The sequence below is a fragment of the Pseudomonas anuradhapurensis genome, assembly GCF_014269225.2.
Taxonomy (GTDB): Bacteria; Pseudomonadota; Gammaproteobacteria; order Pseudomonadales; family Pseudomonadaceae; genus Aquipseudomonas; species Aquipseudomonas anuradhapurensis.
This window is the reverse complement of sequence record NZ_CP077097.1, coordinates 2,690,205-2,710,229: the sequence shown is the minus strand read 5'-3', so window position 1 is coordinate 2,710,229 and position 20,025 is coordinate 2,690,205. Positions and strand designations below refer to the sequence as shown.

21 protein-coding genes and 1 pseudogene are annotated in these 20,025 nt (G+C 63.7%); 18 read left to right on the top strand and 4 right to left on the bottom strand.

Annotation, left to right across the window (positions count from 1 at the left end; all coding sequences use genetic code 11):
- The first annotated feature begins 236 nt into the window (after positions 1–236).
- Both HU763_RS12630 and HU763_RS12625 read left to right on the top strand, forming a co-directional pair.
- Entirely contained in the window at positions 237–410 is a 174-nt protein-coding gene (locus HU763_RS12630; protein ID WP_186685884.1) for a hypothetical protein, read from the top strand.
- A gap of 290 nt (positions 411–700) precedes the next feature.
- On the top strand, positions 701–1,315 hold the full coding sequence (locus HU763_RS12625; protein ID WP_186685886.1) for a class I SAM-dependent DNA methyltransferase: 615 nt from the start codon (positions 701–703) through the stop codon (positions 1,313–1,315).
- A 61-nt stretch (positions 1,316–1,376) separates the two neighbouring features.
- On the opposite strand, the gene paaX is transcribed toward HU763_RS12625, so the two are convergent.
- Positions 1,377–2,300, bottom strand: a complete 924-nt coding sequence (paaX, locus tag HU763_RS12620; protein ID WP_186685887.1) for a phenylacetic acid degradation operon negative regulatory protein PaaX — start codon at positions 2,298–2,300, stop codon at positions 1,377–1,379.
- A 77-nt stretch (positions 2,301–2,377) separates the two neighbouring features.
- The gene (gene paaY, locus HU763_RS12615) at positions 2,378–2,977 is read right to left on the bottom strand and encodes a phenylacetic acid degradation protein PaaY (RefSeq protein ID WP_186685888.1); all 600 of its coding nucleotides are present in this window, start codon (positions 2,975–2,977) and stop codon (positions 2,378–2,380) included.
- Positions 2,978–3,330: 353 nt separating this feature from the next.
- Between paaY and paaF the strand changes: the two genes are divergently transcribed.
- From paaF to HU763_RS12535, 16 genes and pseudogenes are all read left to right on the top strand, one after another.
- Positions 3,331–4,104, top strand: coding sequence for a 2,3-dehydroadipyl-CoA hydratase PaaF (gene paaF / locus HU763_RS12610; RefSeq protein ID WP_186685889.1), 774 nt, complete (start codon positions 3,331–3,333; stop codon positions 4,102–4,104).
- Positions 4,105–4,138: 34 nt separating this feature from the next.
- Positions 4,139–4,930, top strand: a complete 792-nt coding sequence (gene paaG, locus HU763_RS12605) for a 2-(1,2-epoxy-1,2-dihydrophenyl)acetyl-CoA isomerase PaaG (protein ID WP_186685890.1) — start codon at positions 4,139–4,141, stop codon at positions 4,928–4,930.
- A gap of 2 nt (positions 4,931–4,932) precedes the next feature.
- The gene (gene paaH / locus HU763_RS12600; protein WP_186685891.1) at positions 4,933–6,450 is read left to right on the top strand and encodes a 3-hydroxyacyl-CoA dehydrogenase PaaH; all 1,518 of its coding nucleotides are present in this window, start codon (positions 4,933–4,935) and stop codon (positions 6,448–6,450) included.
- Positions 6,443–6,883 carry a hydroxyphenylacetyl-CoA thioesterase PaaI gene (gene paaI / locus HU763_RS12595; RefSeq protein ID WP_186685892.1) on the top strand — a complete coding sequence of 147 codons (441 nt, stop codon included), beginning with the start codon at positions 6,443–6,445 and terminating at the stop codon, positions 6,881–6,883. Before paaH ends, paaI begins: the two co-directional genes overlap by 8 nt.
- On the top strand, positions 6,876–8,096 hold the full coding sequence (gene pcaF / locus HU763_RS12590) for a 3-oxoadipyl-CoA thiolase (RefSeq protein WP_186685894.1): 1,221 nt from the start codon (positions 6,876–6,878) through the stop codon (positions 8,094–8,096). Before paaI ends, pcaF begins: the two co-directional genes overlap by 8 nt.
- 120 nt (positions 8,097–8,216) lie before the next feature.
- On the top strand, positions 8,217–9,536 hold the full coding sequence (gene paaK / locus HU763_RS12585; protein WP_186685896.1) for a phenylacetate--CoA ligase PaaK: 1,320 nt from the start codon (positions 8,217–8,219) through the stop codon (positions 9,534–9,536).
- A gap of 274 nt (positions 9,537–9,810) precedes the next feature.
- The gene (gene paaA, locus HU763_RS12580) at positions 9,811–10,800 is read left to right on the top strand and encodes a 1,2-phenylacetyl-CoA epoxidase subunit PaaA (protein ID WP_186685898.1); all 990 of its coding nucleotides are present in this window, start codon (positions 9,811–9,813) and stop codon (positions 10,798–10,800) included.
- Between the two features lie 25 nt (positions 10,801–10,825).
- Positions 10,826–11,107, top strand: coding sequence for a 1,2-phenylacetyl-CoA epoxidase subunit PaaB (gene paaB, locus HU763_RS12575; RefSeq protein WP_170029893.1), 282 nt, complete (start codon positions 10,826–10,828; stop codon positions 11,105–11,107).
- A gap of 8 nt (positions 11,108–11,115) precedes the next feature.
- Entirely contained in the window at positions 11,116–11,874 is a 759-nt protein-coding gene (gene paaC / locus HU763_RS12570) for a 1,2-phenylacetyl-CoA epoxidase subunit PaaC (protein WP_186685899.1), read from the top strand.
- Positions 11,861–12,394: a 1,2-phenylacetyl-CoA epoxidase subunit PaaD gene (gene paaD / locus HU763_RS12565; protein WP_186685900.1), complete on the top strand. Its 534-nt coding sequence runs from the start codon at positions 11,861–11,863 to the stop codon at positions 12,392–12,394. The genes paaC and paaD overlap by 14 nt, the downstream gene beginning before the upstream one ends.
- 15 nt (positions 12,395–12,409) lie before the next feature.
- Complete coding sequence (gene paaE, locus HU763_RS12560) at positions 12,410–13,486, top strand: 1,2-phenylacetyl-CoA epoxidase subunit PaaE (RefSeq protein ID WP_186685901.1); 1,077 nt, start codon at positions 12,410–12,412, stop codon at positions 13,484–13,486.
- 223 nt (positions 13,487–13,709) lie between these two features.
- A complete protein-coding gene (locus tag HU763_RS12555) occupies positions 13,710–14,018 on the top strand; it encodes a DUF485 domain-containing protein (protein WP_186685902.1) in 309 nt (102 codons plus the stop codon).
- Positions 14,015–15,577 (top strand): annotated as a pseudogene (locus tag HU763_RS12550) (cation acetate symporter); the annotation flags it as partial. The gene HU763_RS12555 and the pseudogene HU763_RS12550, both read left to right, overlap by 4 nt.
- Before the next feature lie 39 nt (positions 15,578–15,616).
- A complete protein-coding gene (locus tag HU763_RS12545; RefSeq protein WP_186685905.1) occupies positions 15,617–16,849 on the top strand; it encodes an OprD family porin in 1,233 nt (410 codons plus the stop codon).
- Positions 16,850–16,887: 38 nt separating this feature from the next.
- Entirely contained in the window at positions 16,888–18,945 is a 2,058-nt protein-coding gene (gene paaZ / locus HU763_RS12540; RefSeq protein ID WP_186685908.1) for a phenylacetic acid degradation bifunctional protein PaaZ, read from the top strand.
- Between the two features lie 156 nt (positions 18,946–19,101).
- The gene (locus HU763_RS12535) at positions 19,102–19,272 is read left to right on the top strand and encodes a hypothetical protein (RefSeq protein ID WP_186685911.1); all 171 of its coding nucleotides are present in this window, start codon (positions 19,102–19,104) and stop codon (positions 19,270–19,272) included.
- A gap of 26 nt (positions 19,273–19,298) precedes the next feature.
- Here HU763_RS12535 and HU763_RS12530 read toward each other — a convergent pair whose 3' ends face one another.
- The gene (locus tag HU763_RS12530; protein ID WP_186685914.1) at positions 19,299–19,568 is read right to left on the bottom strand and encodes a DUF6555 family protein; all 270 of its coding nucleotides are present in this window, start codon (positions 19,566–19,568) and stop codon (positions 19,299–19,301) included.
- A 144-nt stretch (positions 19,569–19,712) separates the two neighbouring features.
- Entirely contained in the window at positions 19,713–19,922 is a 210-nt protein-coding gene (locus tag HU763_RS12525; RefSeq protein ID WP_114170448.1) for a con-10 family general stress protein, read from the bottom strand.
- Positions 19,923–20,025: the final 103 nt, after the last annotated feature.

Below are 20,025 nucleotides of genomic sequence, written 5' to 3'. Positions count from 1 at the left end.
AACGACGTTTCGTCAACAGGCAATATCAGGCAAGAGTGTTATAGGTCAACCAGACGGTACTAATCTCGTCGTACATCTGCTTTACGGGAAGAGGCCTGTGTGTACCGTCCCAGCAGTTTTCCAGCTCGATAGCGTTAACCTTTTCCCCGCAAAACGGCACAAAAGCAGTGTGCGCCCGCGCTCAGCACGGCGCAGCAGCTGTGCGGCCAGCCCCTTTGAACATGATCAGAAAAGTCATGACCTGGATCGCTGAGAACGAGAACAAGTTTGAGATCCTTGTCCGCAAGCACGTGACAGAAAGCTTCAACTACGCTGACGGCAGCAAGCTTGCAGGAGTGAATGCTGCGATGTTCTTCGGTCAGCCTGGTAGTCGAGTCGAGGTACGGCTAGCTGAAGTGCGTATGGTGTGAGGACTGGTGATGGATAGCGAGCTGAACGGAGGTTTGTGAAACCGAGTGAAGGCAGGAGAGACAGGTGACGATGGGTAAATGGTTGATTTTTCAAAAACGGGGTTTTGTTAAAATCTCAACGGAGGTTAGTGAAAGCGGACACCTGTGAGCAGGAGCACCAATATACATCATTTAACATAATACTCATTATGCGCAAATTCATATTTCCCACATTGGCCGCTACCCAGGTACATTTGAACGCTGGAAACCCTCGTGAACGTCCCACCTTCACAGTCAAGGATGCCCAGTCCATGCCGTATCATCCATCCGCCAATCAGATCATCAGTCTCTACGATCGCCACGCATCGATCTGGAATGACCTGCGCTCCGATCATTTCGTTGATCGCAAATGGATCGAACGCTTCCGCTCGTTACTGCCACCAACAGCAATCGTGCTGGATCTGGGCTGCGGCTCAGGTCAACCTGTGGCACGCCATCTGATCGACGCCGGCCTGTCTGTTGTCGGTGTAGATTCGTCCACGCAAATGCTCGCCTTGTGCAGAAAACGTTTCCCAACGCAGGAATGGATTCATCAGGACATGCGCACGCTAGCGCTCGGTCGGCAGTTTCTCGGCATTCTGGCCTGGAACAGCTTGTTCCATCTCAAGCCCGACGATCAACGCCAGATGTTTCTTATATTCCAGCGCCACGCTGCACCTGGTGCGTTGCTGATGTTTACCAGTGGGCCCGCACATGGCGAAGCCTTGGGTGAATTACAGGGTGAAACGCTCTATCACGCCAGCCTGGATCCTGAGGAATACACCGCTCGATTGAACGACCACGGTTTCGGAGTGCTGGAGCACATCGTGGAGGATGCGGAATGTGGCGGACAAACGGTTTGGCTGGCCCGTCGCCTGCTTCGCTGATATGCATTTCAGATATAACTACACTAAATGTTCATTTAGCGTAGTTATATCTGAGCAGTCCCTACAACAGCCCGCCAAAACGCTTGTAGAACCCTTCATTCACATCCGGCAACGGCCCATCAGCCGTCTCCAACGCCGCGTTCAGCCACTCTTCAGCCTTGGCGAACACCAGGCGATACAGGTTACGGCACAACTGCCGCGCGGCCCTTCCCTCCCAATCCCCTGGCAGCAGTTCGTCCGGCAGTTGCGGATCGCGTAGCAACAGTCGGCGGTATTCGTGAATCAGCAGCGTACGGGCCAGGAAGCAGTCCTGCGCATCGAGTTGTTGCTGTTCTTTCAAGCCTTGCCATAGTGGCCGGAACAGCTGAATGAATTCACTGTACTGCTGCCCCAGTTCGTCGATACGCCAGCTTTCCCGGACCTGGGCGCGCATGGCCTTGGAGGCAAGCACTTCCTGAGTGTGGGTTTCGAAGACAATGCTGTCGTCAGCGGCATCCAGCTCGCGCAAGGTGGCCGTCAGGTCGACGCGGTCTGCCCGTGGGCAACCCAGCAGGTTTGGCGCCATGGCACCAAACCCCTGCCACTCCAGTTCTTCACGCAACGCTTTGCGCTTGCCTGCCTCGAGTTGCGACAGCAATACCAAGGTCCAGGCGCCGTCCCAGGCAGGTTGGCTGGGGCTGTAGACCCTTTTGAAAGCTTTCTCGAAGCGCCGCCGGCCAGTACCCGTCAGGCTGTAATAGCTGCGCCGGCCAACCTTCTCGGCGGTCAGCCAGCCTTCCTTGGTCAGGCGGAAGATCGACGTGCGAATCAGCCGCTCGTTGATGCCGACCGGCTCCAGCAGGTTGATCAGGCTGCCCAGCCAGACGGTGCCGCCGTGGGGCTCGATGGCGTCGCCGTACAAAGTGATGATCAGCGAACTGGCGCGGATCGGCGTCTGTTCCTGGAAGCGGGTGATCAGGTTGTTCAGTGGGGCGAGATTGCTCATGGGCGAACTGTGCGCGGATAAAGCACCGACTATACCTGTGCGGCGGACCGTCTGACCATGGCGTGACGCTGCCAGGCTCATGCCGGTGCCATACCTTTGGGCCTGACACCGGTGTCTTCCATGCGTGGGCGCTCGGGCTCGGCTTCGTTCAGTGGCAGACATTCAACCATGGTATTCATGCAGCGCTGTGCCAGGTGTTGGTACTCGGCGGTGCCGCGCTGCTTCCAGGCCAGCTCCTGTTCGCTCAGCGAGCGTTTGACCTGGGCTGGCGCGCCCATCACCAGGCTTTGTGCTGCGCATTCGAAACCCGCTTTGACGAATGCGGTGGCCGCGACGATGCAGCGTGGTCCCACTCGGGCACCGTCCATGACCACGGCGTTCATGCCAATCAAGGCGTCTTCACCGATCCGGCAGCCGTGCAACACGGCGCCGTGCCCGACGTGTCCGTTACGTTCGACCACCGTGTCACCGCCGGGAAAGCCATGCATCACACAGGTGTCCTGCAGGTTGGCACCCTCCTCCAGCACGATGCGGCCGAAATCCCCTCGCAGCGATGCCAGTGGGCCCACATAGCAGCGGGGGCCGATGATCACGTCGCCAATCAGCACGGCGCTGGGGTGCACATAGGCTGTGGGATGAACCACGGGCGTCAGGCCGTCCAGTCGGTAGCAAGGCATGGCAAAAGCTCCTGAAGTGATAAGACATTCTGTTAGATCTTGTATCGCATTATGTCGGCCGTCAATTGCCCAGTTGATGTATCACTTTTTCTACCGAAACTTACCTTCGGAAACCGTCCGAATTGGGGTTGTAGCCCGCGCTGCACATCGTTATTGCGCCTCTGCAGAGCCGCTATCGTGTTCGTCTTACACCCTAAAAGGATACATCATAGTCATTATGATGTTGCGTAAATGTATCGAATGATGCATATACTGGTGCCACCTGGACGTGACCCCCGCATTACGTCCCTGCAGACAATTCCAAGAAATGCCGGCCCCACGATGTGCCGTGCGTGCAGCCAGAGGAACCCGACATGCCGCGATATCTCGCCGTGCAGGCGCCCGCACAGGGTATCCAGCTCATCACCCTGCAGCGGCCCGAGGCCCTGAACGCCCTGTGCACCGAGTTGCTGGCAGAACTGGCCGCTGCACTCAGGGCGGCTGAGCACGATGAACTGACCCGCGTGGTAATCATCACCGGTGATCGCAAGGCGTTCGCCGCGGGCGCCGATATCCGCGAGATGGCCGAGCGCGATCTGGTGGGCATTCTCAATGACCCGCGCGTTGCGCACTGGCAAGGCATCGCTGCTTTCAGCAAGCCACTGATCGCGGCGGTCGACGGCTATGCCCTGGGCGGTGGGTGTGAGCTGATGATGTGCGCCGACATCGTCATCGCCGGCACCGATGCGCGCTTCGGCCAGCCGGAAATCAACCTCGGCATCATCCCAGGCGCCGGCGGCACCCAACGCCTGCTGCGCGCCGTAGGCAAGCCGCTGGCCATGCAAATGGTCCTGACTGGCGAGACCATCACCGCTCGCCACGCCCTGCAGGCGGGCCTGGTCAGCGAAGTCACCCAGCCCGAATTGACTGTAGAACGCGCCATGCAGGTCGCCCGCAGCATCGCCGCCAAGGCGCCGCTGGCGGTGCGCCTGGCCAAGGAAGCGCTGCTGAAGGCCGCGGACACCGACCTGGCCAGCGGCCTGCGCTTCGAGCGTCATGCCTTCACCTTGCTGGCCGGCACCGCTGACCGCGACGAAGGCATTCGCGCCTTCCAGGAAAAACGCCAGGCCCGCTTCCAGGGCCGCTGATCATCCTTCCCTAGCCTGACGAAGCGAGTCTGTCATGACCTTCCAGCACATCCTGTTTTCCATCGAGGACGGCGTCGCCCTCCTCTCCTTGAACCGCCCCGAACAGCTGAACAGCTTTAATGCCGCCATGCATCTGGAAGTGCGCGAAGCGCTCAAGCAGGTGCGCCAGAGCAGTGATGCACGGGTGCTGCTGTTTACGGCTGAGGGCCGCGGCTTCTGTGCCGGCCAGGACCTGTCCGAGCGCAATGTCGCACCCGGCGCCGAGATGCCGGACCTGGGCGAATCAATCGAACGCTTCTACAACCCGCTGGTGCGTACCCTGCGGGACTTGCCCTTGCCGGTGGTCTGCGCGGTCAATGGCGTGGCAGCCGGCGCCGGTGCCAATATCCCGCTGGCCTGCGACCTGGTGCTGGCGGCCCGGTCGGCAAGCTTCATCCAGGCTTTCTGCAAGATCGGCCTGGTGCCGGACTCCGGGGGTACCTGGCTGCTGCCGCGCCTTGTCGGCATGGCACGGGCCAAGGCCCTGGCCCTGCTGGGCGAACGCCTCGGCGCGGAACAGGCTCAGCAATGGGGGCTGATCCATCGCGTGGTGGATGATGCTGCCCTGCGCGACGAGGCCCTCACCTTCGCCCGCCAGCTCGCCACCCAGCCAACCTATGGCCTGGCCCTGATCAAGCGCGCCCTCAACGCCAGCTTCGACAATGGTTTCGATGAGCAGCTGGAGCTGGAACGCGACCTGCAACGCCTGGCCGGGCGCAGCGAGGACTACCGTGAAGGCGTGAGTGCCTTCATCGACAAACGTACGCCGGTATTCAAGGGGCGTTGAGCATGAGTGCACTTGCAAGCAATACGCCGGTGGCGGTGATCGGCGCGGGCGCGATGGGGGCTGGCATCGCCCAGGTCGCGGCACAGGCCGGCCACCCGGTCAGACTCTACGACAACCGCCCTGGCGCTGCTGTGCAGGCGGTGGCCGGTATCGATCGGCAACTTGCCCGGCTGGTGGAAAAAGGCACCTTGCAGCCCGTCGAACGGGAAGCGATCAGCGCCCGGCTGTGCCCGGTGGAGCGTATTGAAGCCTTGGCCGATGCACGCCTGGTGATCGAGGCCATCGTCGAGAACCTGCACGTCAAGCAAGCGTTGTTCAGCCAGCTGGAAGCCCTGTGTGCTGCCGACTGCATCCTTGCCAGCAACACCTCGTCGCTGTCCATCACCAGCCTCGCCGCCGGGCTGCAACGCCCGCAACAGCTGGTCGGCATGCACTTCTTCAACCCCGCACCGCTGATGGCGCTGGTTGAAGTGGTCTCGGGCCTGGCTACTGCCCCGGCCGTTGCCGCGTGCATTCATGCCACCGCCAAGGCCTGGGGCAAGCAGCCGGTGCATGCGCGCTCCACGCCGGGTTTCATCGTCAACCGCGTGGCGCGGCCATTCTACGCGGAAAGCCTGCGTCTGCTGCAGGAAGGCGCAGCCGATTGCGCAACGCTGGACGCGCTATTACGGGATGCCGGCGGTTTCCGCATGGGCGCGTTCGAGCTGACCGACCTGATTGGCCAAGACGTTAATTACGCGGTCACCTGCTCGGTATTCGAAGCATTTTATGGTGATTCCCGCTTCCAGCCTTCGCTGGTGCAAAAAGAACTGGTCGACGCCGGTCGCCTCGGTCGAAAGAGCGGCCAGGGCTTCTATAGCTATGCCGAGGGGGCCGTGCGTCCGCAGCCGCTTGAGCTGCACAGCCCTGCCTCAGCCGAGGCCTGCGTCGTCGAAGGCCATCTCGGGGTGCTGCAGCCGCTGGTCGAGCGCTTGCGCCGAAGCGGCATCACCGTGACCCAGCGTGCCGGTAGCGGCCTGATTCAGGCAGGCGAAGCCACCATCGCGCTGTCAGATGGCCGCCTGGCCAGCCAGCGTGCGCGGGAGGACGGCCTGCGTAACCTGGTGCTGCTGGACTTGGCACTGGACTACGGTACCGCCACACGCATTGCCATCAGCTGGTCGGCGGACACCAGCGACAACGCCCGTGACCAGGCGGTGGCCTTGCTGCAGCGTGCCGGCCTGCGGATTACCCCTGTCGCCGACCTGCCGGGCCTGGTGGTGCTGCGTACCGTGGCTATGCTCGCCAACGAGGCCGCCGATGCGGTATTGCAAGGCGTCGGCAGCGCCGCCGACATCGACCTGGCCATGCGCGCGGGCGTCAACTACCCCTGCGGCCCGTTGGCCTGGGCCACTCATCTCGGCATCCGCCAGACCCTGCGTGTGCTCGACAACTTGCAGCGCAGCTACGGCGAGAGCCGCTACCGCCCTTCCCTGCTGTTACGCCGCTGCGAAGCCAAAGGAGGCACCCTGCATGACTGAAGTCGAGCTGGCACAAGCCTGTGCCGATGCCATGTACGCCCGCGACCTGGCCACCCAGGGCCTGGGCATCCAGCTGCTGGCCGCTGGCCCCGGCCAGGCATCCCTGCGCATGCCGGTACGCGCCGACATGATCCAGGGCCATGGTACCTGCCACGGCGGCTACCTGTTCGCCTTGGCCGATTCGGCATTTGCTTTCGCCTGCAACAGTTACGACCAGGCCACTGTCGCCCAAGGCTGCAGCATCGATTACCTGGCCCCGGCACTGCGCGATGACCTGCTCACCGCCCAGGCCAGCGAGATCAGCCGCAAGGGCCGCACTGGCCTGTACCAGGTCCGCATCGAGAACCAGCGCGGTGAGTTGCTGGCGATGTTCCATGGCAAATCCTACAAAGTGCGCGGCACCGTGCTGGCGCAGGAGACGCAAGATGACTGAACACACCCTGGCCGACGCCTTGATCATCGACGCCGTACGCACCCCCATTGGCCGATATGCCGGAGCCTTGAGCAGTGTGCGGGCCGATGACCTGGCGGCCATCCCGCTCAAGGCGCTTATCCGCCGCCACCCGCAACTGGACTGGAAAGCCATCGACGACGTGATCCTCGGTTGTGCCAACCAGGCTGGCGAGGACAACCGCAACGTGGCGCACATGGCCAGCCTGCTGGCCGGGCTGCCCATCGAGGTGCCCGGCACCACCATCAACCGCCTGTGCGGTTCCGGCCTCGACGCCATTGGCACTGCTGCGCGCGCCCTGCGCTGCGGCGAAGCCGGGTTGATGCTGGCCGGCGGCGTGGAGTCGATGTCGCGTGCGCCGTTCGTCATGGGCAAGCCGGAGCAGGCGTTCGGGCGCGCGGCCGAGCTGTTCGACACCACCATCGGCTGGCGTTTCGTCAACCCGTTGCTCAAGGCGGCCTTCGGCACCGATTCCATGCCGGAAACCGCCGAGAACGTTGCCCAGCAGTTCGGCATTTCCCGCACCGACCAGGACGCGTTCGCCCTGCGCAGCCAGCACAAGGCCGCCGCAGCCCAAGCGCGTGGCCGCCTGGCACGGGAAATCGTGCCGGTCGAGGTCGCACAACGCAAAGGCCCGGCCAAAGTGGTCGAGCACGACGAGCACCCGCGTGGTGATACCACCCTGGAGCAACTGGCCAGGCTTGGCACCCCGTTCCGTGAAGGTGGCAGCGTCACCGCCGGCAATGCCTCCGGGGTCAACGACGGCGCCTGTGCGCTGTTGCTGGCCAGCGGCACCGCCGCCCGTCGCCATGGCCTCAAGGCCCGAGGGCGCATCGTCGGCATGGCTGTGGCCGGGGTCGAACCGCGGCTGATGGGCATGGGACCGGTACCGGCTACCCGCAAGGTCCTCGAGCTGACCGGGCTGTCGTTGGCCGACATGGATGTCATCGAACTCAACGAGGCCTTTGCTGCCCAGGGCCTGGCGGTGCTGCGCGAGCTGGGCCTGGCCGATGACGACAAGCGGGTCAACCCCAACGGCGGAGCCATCGCCCTGGGCCATCCGCTGGGCATGAGCGGCGCACGCCTGGTCACCACTGCCCTGCACGAGCTGGAGGAAACCGCCGGGCGCTACGCCCTGTGCACCATGTGCATTGGTGTAGGGCAAGGCATCGCGATGGTCATCGAGCGCCTTTGAGCGGCTCCGACCATCGGCCCGTTACCGAACCGAATGCAGCCGTATATGCTGCGTCCATGACACTCACCGCGCACCTGCAACCGCTGCCGCGCGGCGTACAAGAACAATTCGAGTGAAGCCATGAACATGTACCATGATGCCGATCGTGCCCAGCTGGACCCGATGGAAACCGCCAGCGTCGACGCCCTGCGCCACCACCAGCTGGAGCGCCTGCGCTGGAGCCTGAAGCACGCCTACGACAACGTCCCGCTGTACCGCCAGCGCTTTGCCGAGTGCGGCGCCCACCCTGATGATCTCGAGTGCCTCGAAGACCTGGCGAAGTTCCCCTTCACTGGCAAGAACGACCTGCGCGACAACTACCCCTACGGCATGTTCGCCGTGCCCCAGCAGGAGGTGGTGCGCTTGCACGCCTCCAGCGGCACGACTGGCAAGCCGACGGTGGTCGGTTACACCCAGAACGACATCGATACCTGGGCCAACGTGGTGGCTCGCTCGATCCGCGCTGCTGGCGGCCGCAAGGGCGACAAGGTGCATGTGTCCTATGGCTATGGCCTGTTTACCGGCGGGCTGGGGGCGCATTATGGTGCCGAGCGCCTGGGCTGCACGGTGATTCCCATGTCTGGCGGCCAGACCGAGAAGCAGGTGCAGCTGATCCGCGACTTCCAGCCCGATATCATCATGGTCACCCCGTCCTACATGCTCAACCTGGCCGACGAGATCGAGCGCCAGGGCATCGACCCGCACGCGCTCAAGCTGCGCCTGGGCATTTTTGGTGCCGAGCCCTGGACCGACGAGCTGCGTCGCTCGATCGAACAGCGCCTGGGCATCGATGCCCTCGACATCTATGGCCTGTCAGAAATCATGGGCCCGGGGGTGGCGATGGAATGCCTCGAGACCAAGGACGGCCCGACCATCTGGGAAGACCACTTCTACCCCGAGATCATCGATCCGGTCACTGGCCAGGTGTTGCCAGATGGCGAGCTGGGCGAACTGGTATTCACCTCGCTGAGCAAGGAAGCGTTGCCCATGGTGCGCTACCGCACCCGCGACCTGACCCGGTTGTTGCCCGGCACTGCCCGGCCGATGCGGCGGATCGGCAAGATCACCGGTCGCAGCGACGACATGCTCATCATTCGCGGGGTCAATGTGTTCCCGACCCAGATCGAGGAGCAGGTACTAAAAATAAAACAGCTATCTGAGCTTTATGAAATATATCTGTATCGCAATGGAAATCTGGACAGCGTGGAAGTGCATGTGGAGTTGCGTGCGGAGTGCCAACACCTTGATGAAGGCCAGCGCAAGTTGCTGGTTGGCGAGTTGACCCGGCAGATCAAGACCTACATCGGCATCAGCACCCAGGTACGCCTGCAGCCCTGCGGCACGCTCAAGCGGTCCGAAGGCAAGGCTTGTCACGTATTCGACAAACGGTTGGCCAGCTGATTCATTCAGCTGCCTGTTTGGCCCCGGCATCGTCCGGGGCTTTTTTTGCCTGGAGTTTGCTGGGGGCGCTTTGCGCCCCTTTCGCGACGCAAGGCCGCTCCTACAGCAGATTGCGTTTCTGTGTAGGAGCGGCCTTGCGTCGCGAAAGGGCTGCAAAGCAGCCCCCTCGGCCAGCAAAGCGATACATAAATCTTATTTGATACACACAAATATGTTTGACGATTAGTTTTGTATCGCTTACAAATGACTCATGCCTTAGCAGGAGTCGCAGCACATGTACGCACAGCTAGTGGAAACCGGAGTCAAGCGCGTCAAGTCGCTGGAAGAAATGTCGCCCGAGGAGCGCAACTTCCAGGAAAAGATCGATGCCGAAATCAAGATCGAAGCCAAGAACTGGATGCCCGAGGCCTATCGCCAGACCCTGATCCGGCAGATCTCCCAGCATGCCCACTCGGAAATCGTCGGCATGCTCCCCGAAGGCAACTGGGTGACCCGCGCCCCCAGCCTCAAGCGCAAGCTGCAGCTGATGGCCAAGATCCAGGACGAAGCCGGCCACGGCCTGTACCTGTACAGCGCCATGGAAACCCTGGGCGCCGACCGCGACGAAGAAGTCGCCAAGCTGCACAGCGGCAAGGCCAAGTATTCGAGCATCTTCAACTACCCCACCCTCAGCTGGGCCGACATGGGTGCGGTGGGCTGGCTGGTGGATGGCGCCGCCATCGTCAACCAGGTGGTGCTGCAGCGCACCTCCTATGGCCCTTATTCGCGCGCCATGATTCGCATCTGCAAGGAAGAGAGCTTCCACCAGCGCCAGGGCTACGAAATGCTCCTGACCATGATGCGCCACGGCACCCAGGCCCAGCGCGACATGGTCCAGGACGCCATCAACCGCCTGTGGTGGCCGGCGCTGATGATGTTCGGCCCCAGCGACGAACACTCGCCCAACAGCGCCCAGTCCATGGCCTGGAAAATCAAGCGCCAGACCAACGACGAACTGCGCCAGCGCTTCATCGACCAGACCGTGCCGCAGCTCGAGCTGCTCGGCTGTACCGCCCCCGACCCCGAGCTGAAGTGGAACGCCGAACGCGGCCACTACGATTTCGGCGAGATCCAGTGGGACGAGTTCTACGAAGTGATCAAGGGCAATGGCCCGTGCAACCAGGAACGTATCGCCACCCGGCGCAAGGCTATCGAGGACGGCGCCTGGGTACGCGAGGCGGCGGTGGCCTACGCACGCAAGCAACAGAACAAGAACGCCGCCTGAGCGGCGATTGATGCGGAGATCGAAAATGTCTGTCTGGACCCTCTACGAAGTGTTCGTGCGCAGCAAGCACGGCCTTAACCACAAGCATGTCGGCAGCGTGCACGCTGCCGATGCGGCCATGGCCATCGAGAACGCCCGCGAGCTGTATACCCGCCGCAGCGAGGGGGTAAGCCTGTGGGTGGTACCCTCGGCCCTGATCACCGCCTCCTCCCCCGACGACAAAGACCCGCTGTTCGCCCCGGCGGACGACAAGGTCTATCGCCATGCCAGCTTCTACGAACTGCCCGACGAAGTCGGGCACATGTGAGGTTGGCCATGCACAAGCACGATCTGATTCCCTACCTGCTGCTGCTCGGCGACAGTGCCCTGGTGCAGGGCCAGCGCCTCTGCGAATGGTGTGGCCGGGCCCCGGCCATCGAAGAAGAACTGGCCCTGATGAACGTGGGCCTCGACCTGGTCGGCCAGGCGCGCAACTGGCTGGAATATGCCGCCGAGCTGCTGGATGACGGCCGCGACGCCGATGCCCTCGTCTTCCGTCGCGACGAGCGGGCCTACCGCAACCTGCTGCTGGTCGAGCAACCCAATGGCGATTTCGCCGTGACCATGACCAAGCAGTTCCTTTATGACACCTGGCATTTCGCTGTGCTCCAGGGCCTGGCCGGTTCTCGCGACGAGCGAATTGCCGGTATCGCTGGCAAAGCCCTGAAAGAAGTCACCTACCACCTGCGCCGTTCCAGCGAATGGGTACAGCGCCTGGGTGGCGGCACCGAAGAAAGCCGCCAGCGCATGCTTTCCGCCATCCCGGCCCTGTGGCGCTTCACCGTTGAACTCACGGCCGGCAGCGACAACGAGGTACGACTGGCCCATGCAGGTATCGCCGCCGATCCGGCCAGCGTCGGCGCAGGCTGGCTGAAGCAGGTTGGCGAAGTCTTCGCTTCAGTCGAGCTGCCGCTGCCCAAAGCTGCCAGCCAGTTCTACCTGGATGGCCGCAGAGGTCTTCACACCGAGCACCTTGGTCTGCTGCTGGCCGAGATGCAGTTCCTGCCAAGGGCCTACCCCGATGCAACCTGGTGAGCTGATTGCCGGCGACCGTGGCGCCCGCGCAGCACGCGCGGACGACCTGGCACGTGCCTGGGCGGTGCTGGCCCAGGTCATGGACCCGGAAGTGCCGGTGGTCAGCGTGGTCGACCTGGGCATCGTCCGTGGCCTCGACTGGCGTGCTGGCCATCTGCACCTGGTAGTGACGCCGACCTACTCCGGCTGCCCGGCCACCGAGGTGATCGAGGCGGATATTTGCCTGGCGTTGGAGCAGGCGGGTTTCCCGGCGCCTGCGCTGGAGCGCCGGCTGACGCCGGCCTGGACGACCGACTGGATCAGCGAACTGGGCCGCGAACGCCTGCGAGCCTATGGCATCGCCCCGCCGCAAGCCAGTAGCAGCAAGCGCAGCCTGCTCGGCGAGGCGCCCCAGGTGTGCTGCCCGCAGTGCGGCAGCGCCCAGACCGAATTGCTCAGCCAGTTCGGCTCCACCGCTTGCAAGGCACTGTACCGCTGCCGCGAGTGCCTGGAGCCGTTCGACTATTTCAAATGCCTTTGAGCCGTGGAGAACGCCATGAGCCCGTTTCACAGCCTGACCATCAAGCAAGTGCGCAACGAGACCCGTGATGCGGTATCGATTGCCTTCGACGTGCCCGAGCACCTGTGCGAGACGTTCCGCTTCACCCAGGGCCAGTACCTGGTCATGCGTACCCAGCTGGACAACGAAGAAGTCCGCCGCTCCTATTCCATCTGCAGCGCCGTGCAGGACGGCGAGCTGCGCGTGGCGGTCAAGCGCGTGCCTGGCGGACGTTTCTCGGCGTTTGCCAATGACGTGCTCAAGGCCGGCCAGCAGCTGGACGTGATGCCGCCGTCGGGCAGCTTCTTCGTGCCGCTGGACACGGCTCGCCAGGGCAACTACCTGGGGGTCGCCGCCGGCAGCGGCATTACCCCGATCCTGTCGATCATCGCCACCACCCTGGCCAGCGAGCCGCACAGCCGCTTCACCCTGCTGTACGGCAACCGCTCCAGCTCCGGGGCGCTGTTCCGCGACAAGCTCGAAGACCTGAAGAACCGTTACCTCGACCGCCTGAACCTGATTTTCGTGTTCAGCCGCGAACAGCAGGATGTCGACCTGTACAACGGCCGCATCGATGCCGACAAGTGCGGCCAGCTGTTCTCGCGCTGGCTGGATGTAGCCAGCCTGGATGCGGCGTTCATCTGTGGCCCTCAGGCGATGACCGAGACCGTACGCGACAGCCTCAAGGCCAATGGCATGGCCAAGGACCGCATCCACTTCGAACTCTTTACCGCCGCCGGCAGCGAAGCCCGACGCGAGGCCCGCGAAGCGGCGCGCCAGGTGGACTCGGCGCTCAGTCACATCACCGTGATCAGCGACGGCCGCGCACTTACCTTCGACCTGCCACGCAACACCCAGAACGTGCTTGACGCCGGCAATGCCATCGGCGCCGAGCTGCCGTACTCGTGCAAGGCCGGGGTGTGTTCCACCTGCAAGTGCCGGGTCATCGAAGGCGAGGTGGAAATGGACAGCAACCATGCCTTGGAGGATTACGAAGTGGCGGCCGGGTACGTGCTGTCGTGCCAGACCTACCCGGTAAGCGACAAGGTGGTGCTCGACTTCGACCAGCTGTAGGCCCAAGCCCCTCTCAGGCTGCTGACGCGGTTTGTGTGGGAGCAGCCTCGTGTCGCGAAAGGGCCGTAACGCGGCCCAGGATCCCGGCCCTGATCATGGATTGCCGGGGCTGCTGCGCAGCCCTTTCGCGACACAAGGCCGCTCCTACAAAGGCCGCTCCAACAACAATGCAACACCCGCGTGACCTCAACAAAACAATTACAACACCCAGAGATCGCAACCCATGACCCCCGAACGCATCGAAAGCATCGTCAACCACCCCGACTTCCAGCACCTGGTGCGGCGCAAACGCCGCCTCAACGGCGGCCTGACCCTGGCCATGCTGGTGACTTACTACGGCTTCGTCCTGCTGGTGGCATTTTCGCCCAGTACCCTCGGCCAGTCCCTCAGCGGTGGCGTGACCACTGTCGGCATGCTGGTTGGCGTGCTGATGGTGCTGTTGTCCTTCGCCCTGACCGGCATCTACGTGCATCGCGCCAACAACGTGCTCGATCCGCTCAACGACAAGGTCAAGCAGGAGTGTGCGCAATGAACTGGACCGCCATCTCGATGTTCATGGTGTTCGTCTGCCTTACCCTGCTGGTCACCCGCTGGGCGGCCATGCGCACCCGCTCGGCCAGCGACTTCTACACCGCCGGCGGGGGCCTGAGCGGCATGCAGAACGGCCTGGCGATCGCCGGCGACATGATCAGCGCCGCCTCGTTCCTGGGCATTTCGGCGATGATGTTCATGAACGGCTACGACGGCCTGCTGTACGCGCTGGGCGTGCTCGCCGGCTGGCCGATCATCCTGTTCCTGATTGCCGAACGCCTGCGCAACCTGGGCAAGTACACCTTCGCCGATGTGGTCAGCTACCGCCTGGCACAGACCCCGGTGCGCCTCACCTCGGCGTTCGGCACCCTGGTGGTGGCGCTGATGTACCTGGTGGCGCAGATGGTCGGCGCCGGCAAGCTGATCGAACTGCTGTTCGGCATCAGCTACCTGTATGCGGTAATGCTGGTCGGCGTGCTGATGGTCGCCTACGTCACCTTCGGTGGCATGCTCGCCACCACCTGGGTGCAGATAATCAAGGCGGTGATGCTGCTGTCGGGCACCAGCTTCATGGCATTCATGGTGCTCAGGCACTTCGGCTTCAGCACCGAGGCGATGTTCGCCAGTGCCGTGGCCGTGCATGCCAAGGGCCAGGCGATCATGGCCCCGGGCGGTTTGCTGTCCAACCCGGTGGATGCCATTTCGCTGGGGTTGGGCATGATGTTCGGCACGGCCGGCCTGCCGCATATCCTGATGCGCTTCTTTACCGTCAGCGATGCCAAGGAAGCGCGCAAGAGCGTGTTCTATGCCACCGGCTTCATCGGCTATTTCTACTTGCTGCTGATTGTCATCGGCTTTGGCGCCATCGTCATGGTCGGCACCGAGCCCACCTACCGCGATGCCACCGGCGCGATCATTGGCGGTGGCAACATGGTCGCCGTGCACCTGGCCCAGGCAGTGGGTGGCAACCTGTTCCTCGGTTTCATCTCCGCCGTGGCCTTTGCCACCATCCTCGCCGTGGTTGCCGGCCTGGCGTTGTCCGGGGCTTCGGCCGTATCCCACGACCTGTATGCCTGCGTGATGCGCCAGGGCAAGGCCAGCGAGCAGGATGAAATGCGTGTGTCGCGCCTCGCCACCCTGTTGATCGGTTTGCTGGCGGTGATCCTCGGCCTGCTGTTCGAGTCGCAGAACATCGCCTTCCTCTCCGGCCTGGTGTTGGCGGTGGCGGCCTCGGTCAACTTCCCGGTACTGCTGCTTTCGATGTTCTGGAAAGGCCTGACCACCCGTGGCGCAGTGTGCGGCAGCATGGCCGGGCTGGTCTCGGCAGTGCTGCTGGTAGTGCTGGGCCCGGCGGTGTGGGTCAATGTGCTGCATCACGAAAAGGCACTGTTCCCCTACAGCAACCCCGCGCTGTTCTCCATGAGCCTGGCGTTCCTCGGCGCCTGGGCGTTCTCGGTCACCGACAATTCCGCACGCGCCAGCCAGGAACGTGGCCGCTACCTGGCGCAGTTCATCCGTTCCATGACCGGTATCGGCGCTGCCGGCGCCAGCAAGCACTGACTCCAAGGAAGAACAACCATGTCGGGTAAAACAACAACAATGAACCGTACACACTTCATGTCGGCCGCCTGGCTGGCCACCCTGGCCCTGCCGCTGCCGGCGCTGGCCGACTTCGTCGGTGACAGCCACGCCCGGCTGGAGCTGCGCAACCACTACCTCAACCGCGACTTCCGCCAGAGCAACGCGGCGCAGGCCAAGGCCGAGGAATGGGGCCAGGGCTTCACCGCCAAGCTGGAATCGGGCTTCACCGAGGGCACGCTCGGCTTTGGCATCGATGCCATGGGGCAACTGGGTATCAAGCTCGACTCCAGCCGCGACCGTCGCAACACTGGCCTGCTGCCCTTTGGCCCGAACAGCCATGAGCCGGTCGACGACTACAGTGAACTGGGCCTGACCGGCAAACTGCGGCTGGCCAAGAGCACCCTGCGCCTGGGCACCCTGCAACCGATCCTGCCAGTGGTGGTGTACAACGACACCCGCCTGCTGGCCTCCACCTTCCAGGGCGGCCTGCTGACCAGCCAGGACCTCGCCGGCCTGACCTTCAACGCCGGCCGCCTGAGCAAGGCCAACCTGCGTGACTCCTCGGGCCGCGATGACATCGGCTACGGCGCCGCCAGCAGCGACCATCTCGACTTCGGCGGCGGCAGCTATGCCATCACCCCGCAAACCAGCGTCAGCTACTACTACGCCAAGCTCGAGGATATCTATCGCCAGCAGTTCGTCGGCCTGGTCGATACCCGCTCGCTGGGCGAGGGCCTGAGCCTGCGCAGCGACTTGCGCTACTTCGACAGCCGCGAAGACGGCGCCGAGCGTGCCGGCACCATCGACAACCGCAACTTCAACGCCATGTTCACCCTCGGTGTGCGGGCCCACAAGTTCACCGCCACCTGGCAACAGATGTCCGGTGACAGCGCGTTCCCGTTCGTCAACGGTGGCGACCCGTTCACCGTCAACCTGGTTACCTACAACACCTTCACCCGCGCCGGCCTGGATTCCTGGCAACTGCGCTACGACTACGACTTCGTCGCCCTGGGCATTCCCGGCCTGAGCTTCATGACCCGCTACACCGACGGCCGCCACGCCGAAACCGCCACGCTCAGCAACGGCCGTGAGCGCGAGCGCGACACCGACATCACCTACGTCATCCAGAGCGGCCCGTTCAAGGACGTCAGCCTGCGCTGGCGCAACGTCACCTTCCGCTCTGGCAATGGCCTGACCAACGCCGTGGACGAAAACCGCCTGATTATCGGCTACACCCTGGCGCTGTGGTAACAGCGCCCTCCCCACCTCTGAACAGCATGGAGAACAGCATGTCTGCCGCCCCTACCCTGCAAAGCTTCATCGCCGGCCGCTGGCTCGGCCAGCACGGCGCCCAGGCCTTGCGCAGCGCCCTCGACGGCCACGTGCTCGCCTATAGCCATGAGGAACGCCCGGACTTCGCCGAGGCCGTGGATTTCGCCCGGGCCCGTGGCCTGGCCAGCCTGATGGGCATGGACTTCCAGCAGCGCGCTGCGCGCCTGAAAGCCCTCGCCTTGTACCTGGCCGAGCGCAAGGAGCAGCTCTACGCCCTGTCCCACCACAGCGGCGCCACCCGTGCCGACAGCTGGATCGACATCGAAGGTGGCAATGCCACGCTGTTCTCGTACGCCGGCATCGGCAGCCGCGAATTACCGTCGGGCAACCTGGTGCACGAAGGCCCGGCCATGCCGTTGGGCAAGCAAGGCCACTTCGCCGGCAGCCATGTCCTGGTGCCGCGCGCCGGCGTGGCGGTGCACATCAACGCCTTCAACTTCCCCATCTGGGGCATGCTGGAGAAATTCGCCCCTACCTTCCTGGCCGGCATGCCCTGCATCGTCAAGCCGGCGACCTCGACCAGCTACCTGACCGAAGCCGTGGTGCGCCTGATGCATGCCTCTGGCCTGTTGCCGGAAGGCAGCCTGCAACTGGTAATCGGCAGTACCGGCGACCTGCTCGACCGCCTGCAGGGCCAGGACGTGGTGACCTTCACCGGTTCTGCCGACACCGCCGCGAAGCTGCGCGTCACGCCTAACCTGGTGCGCAACTCGGTGCCGTTCAGCGCCGAAGCCGACTCGTTGAACTGCGCCATCCTCGGCCCGGACGTGACCCCGGACAGCGAGGAATTCGAGCTGTACATCAAGGAAGTGGTGCGGGAAATGACCACCAAGGCCGGGCAGAAGTGCACCGCCATCCGCCGCGCCATCGTCCCGGCCAAGCACATCGATGCGGTTGCCACGCGCCTGCGCGAGCGGCTCGCCAAGGTGGTGGTCGGCGACCCTTCGCTGGAAGGCGTGCGCATGGGCGCCCTGGCCTCTCATGACCAGCAGCACGACGTGGCCGAGCGCGTGCGCAGCCTGTTGCACAGTTGCGACCAGCTGTTCGGCGCCAGTGACGGCTTTGCGCCACGTGGCGAGGGTGTGGCCGAAGGTGCGTTCTTCGCCCCGACCCTGCTGCAGGCGCGCGACCCGCATGCCGAGGGTGGTGCCCACGATATCGAAGCGTTCGGCCCGGTCAGCACCCTGATGGCCTATGACGACCTCGACGAAGCCCTGGTGCTGGCCGCCCGTGGCAAAGGCAGCCTGGTGGCCACCCTGGTCACCGCCGAGCGCAGCATCGCCGCCAAGGCCATCCCGGCCGCCGCTGCCTGGCATGGCCGGCTGCTGGTGCTCGACCGCGAAGCGGCCAAGGAATCCACCGGCCACGGCTCGCCATTACCGCAACTCAAGCACGGTGGCCCGGGCCGCGCCGGCGGTGGCGAAGAGCTGGGTGGCCTGCGTGCGGTCAAGCACTACTTGCAACGCGCTGCGGTGCAGGGATCGCCAAGCATGCTCACAGCGGTTACCGGCGAGTACGTGCGCGGTGGCGCAGTGATCGAAAGCGAAGTGCACCCGTTCCGCCGTTACTTCGAGCAACTGCGCATCGGCGAATCGCTGCTCACCCACCGCCGCACCGTGACCGAAGCCGACCTGGTCAACTTCGGCTGCCTGTCGGGCGACCACTTCTACATGCATTTCGACGAGATCGCCGCCAGGGAATCGCAGTTCGGCAAGCGTATCGCCCACGGTTACTTCGTGTTGTCGGCGGCAGCCGGGCTGTTCGTGTCCCCGGGTGCAGGGCCGGTATTGGCCAACTACGGCCTGGATACCCTGCGCTTCATCAACCCGGTGGGCATCGGCGATACCATCCAGGCGCGGCTGACCTGCAAGCGCAAGATCGACCAGGGCAAGACCAGCCCGCTGGGGCAACCGCAGGGTGTGGTGGCATGGGACGTCGAGGTCACCAACCAGCTGGGCGAGCTGGTGGCGAGCTACGACATTCTGACCCTGGTGTTGAAAATGCCGGGGGCATGACCGCTGCCATTGGTCGGCCTTTGCCTCGACGCGACCGATCGGTCCCGACGTCGGCGGGTTCTGATGGCATGAGGGGTGGTCAATGGCTTCGCCTCTCACTCCTGTGTTGGCCCGCCAGCCTGGCGGGCCTTTTTTACCGAAACGGAGGCCGAGGGCATGAACGACAAGCAGTGGACGGGCGGCGGCAATGCGCAGGATGACTGGCCGGAACTGGATCCGGACGCGCGCAACGACAAGGTGGACGACCCCGATACCGACCCGAACCTGACGGATGATGACCAGAACCGGCCTGGGGTGCCTGCCAGCGATCCTGAATCCGGGGCCTGAGCTGCCCGGGTGGCGGCGAAATCGGGTCAGGCAGTGGTAACAGGGTCTTCCAGCGACTGGCCAGGCTTGCTGCCGGAGGCTCGCCAGCTGACCTCTGTCACCCCATAGCGTTCGGCCATGGGTTTGCTCACCTTGCGGATCTTCTCGCGGCCGAACTTGGGGATGATGCCGATACCGGCGTCGCAGCTGGCCCAATGCCAGGCTTCGGCATTGTCCATACGTTCCAGGCGGATGATGAAGCTGCGCGGTTTGCCGTGTAACCGGTAGTCGATGATGTACAACTGCGGATTAGGCATCGCGTGGCCCTCCTCTTTTCCATGGATGACTTCGTGTTGAGTCGAGCGCGCCGCGAAGATTCAAAAAGATTGTGAAACGCTTCGCAACAAAGGTGGCCCAGCGCAATGTGCGCCGGGCCACCGCCGCTGTTGCCAGCCGCTGCGTTACTGGTTGCGGCCGCCGCCGTGGCTGTTCTGGCCACCTTTGCGGCCTGCTTCCGAGGCGCGTTCGCGGTCATTGGCGAAATTGCCGCCGGAGGCCTGGCCACCTTTCTGCCCGGCGCGGGACGCTTTTTCGCGGTCGTTGGCGAAATTGCCCGGGTTGGTTTCCTTGGTGCCGCCACGTTGGCTGGTTTGATCTTGATCGCGAGCCATGTCGTTTCTCCTTGCGGTTGGAATGGTAGTCACGGTCGTATACCGTGCCCTTACTCCGAGCCCAGGCGGCGCTGGGCGCTCACTCCAATGCGTGGTTTGTGGA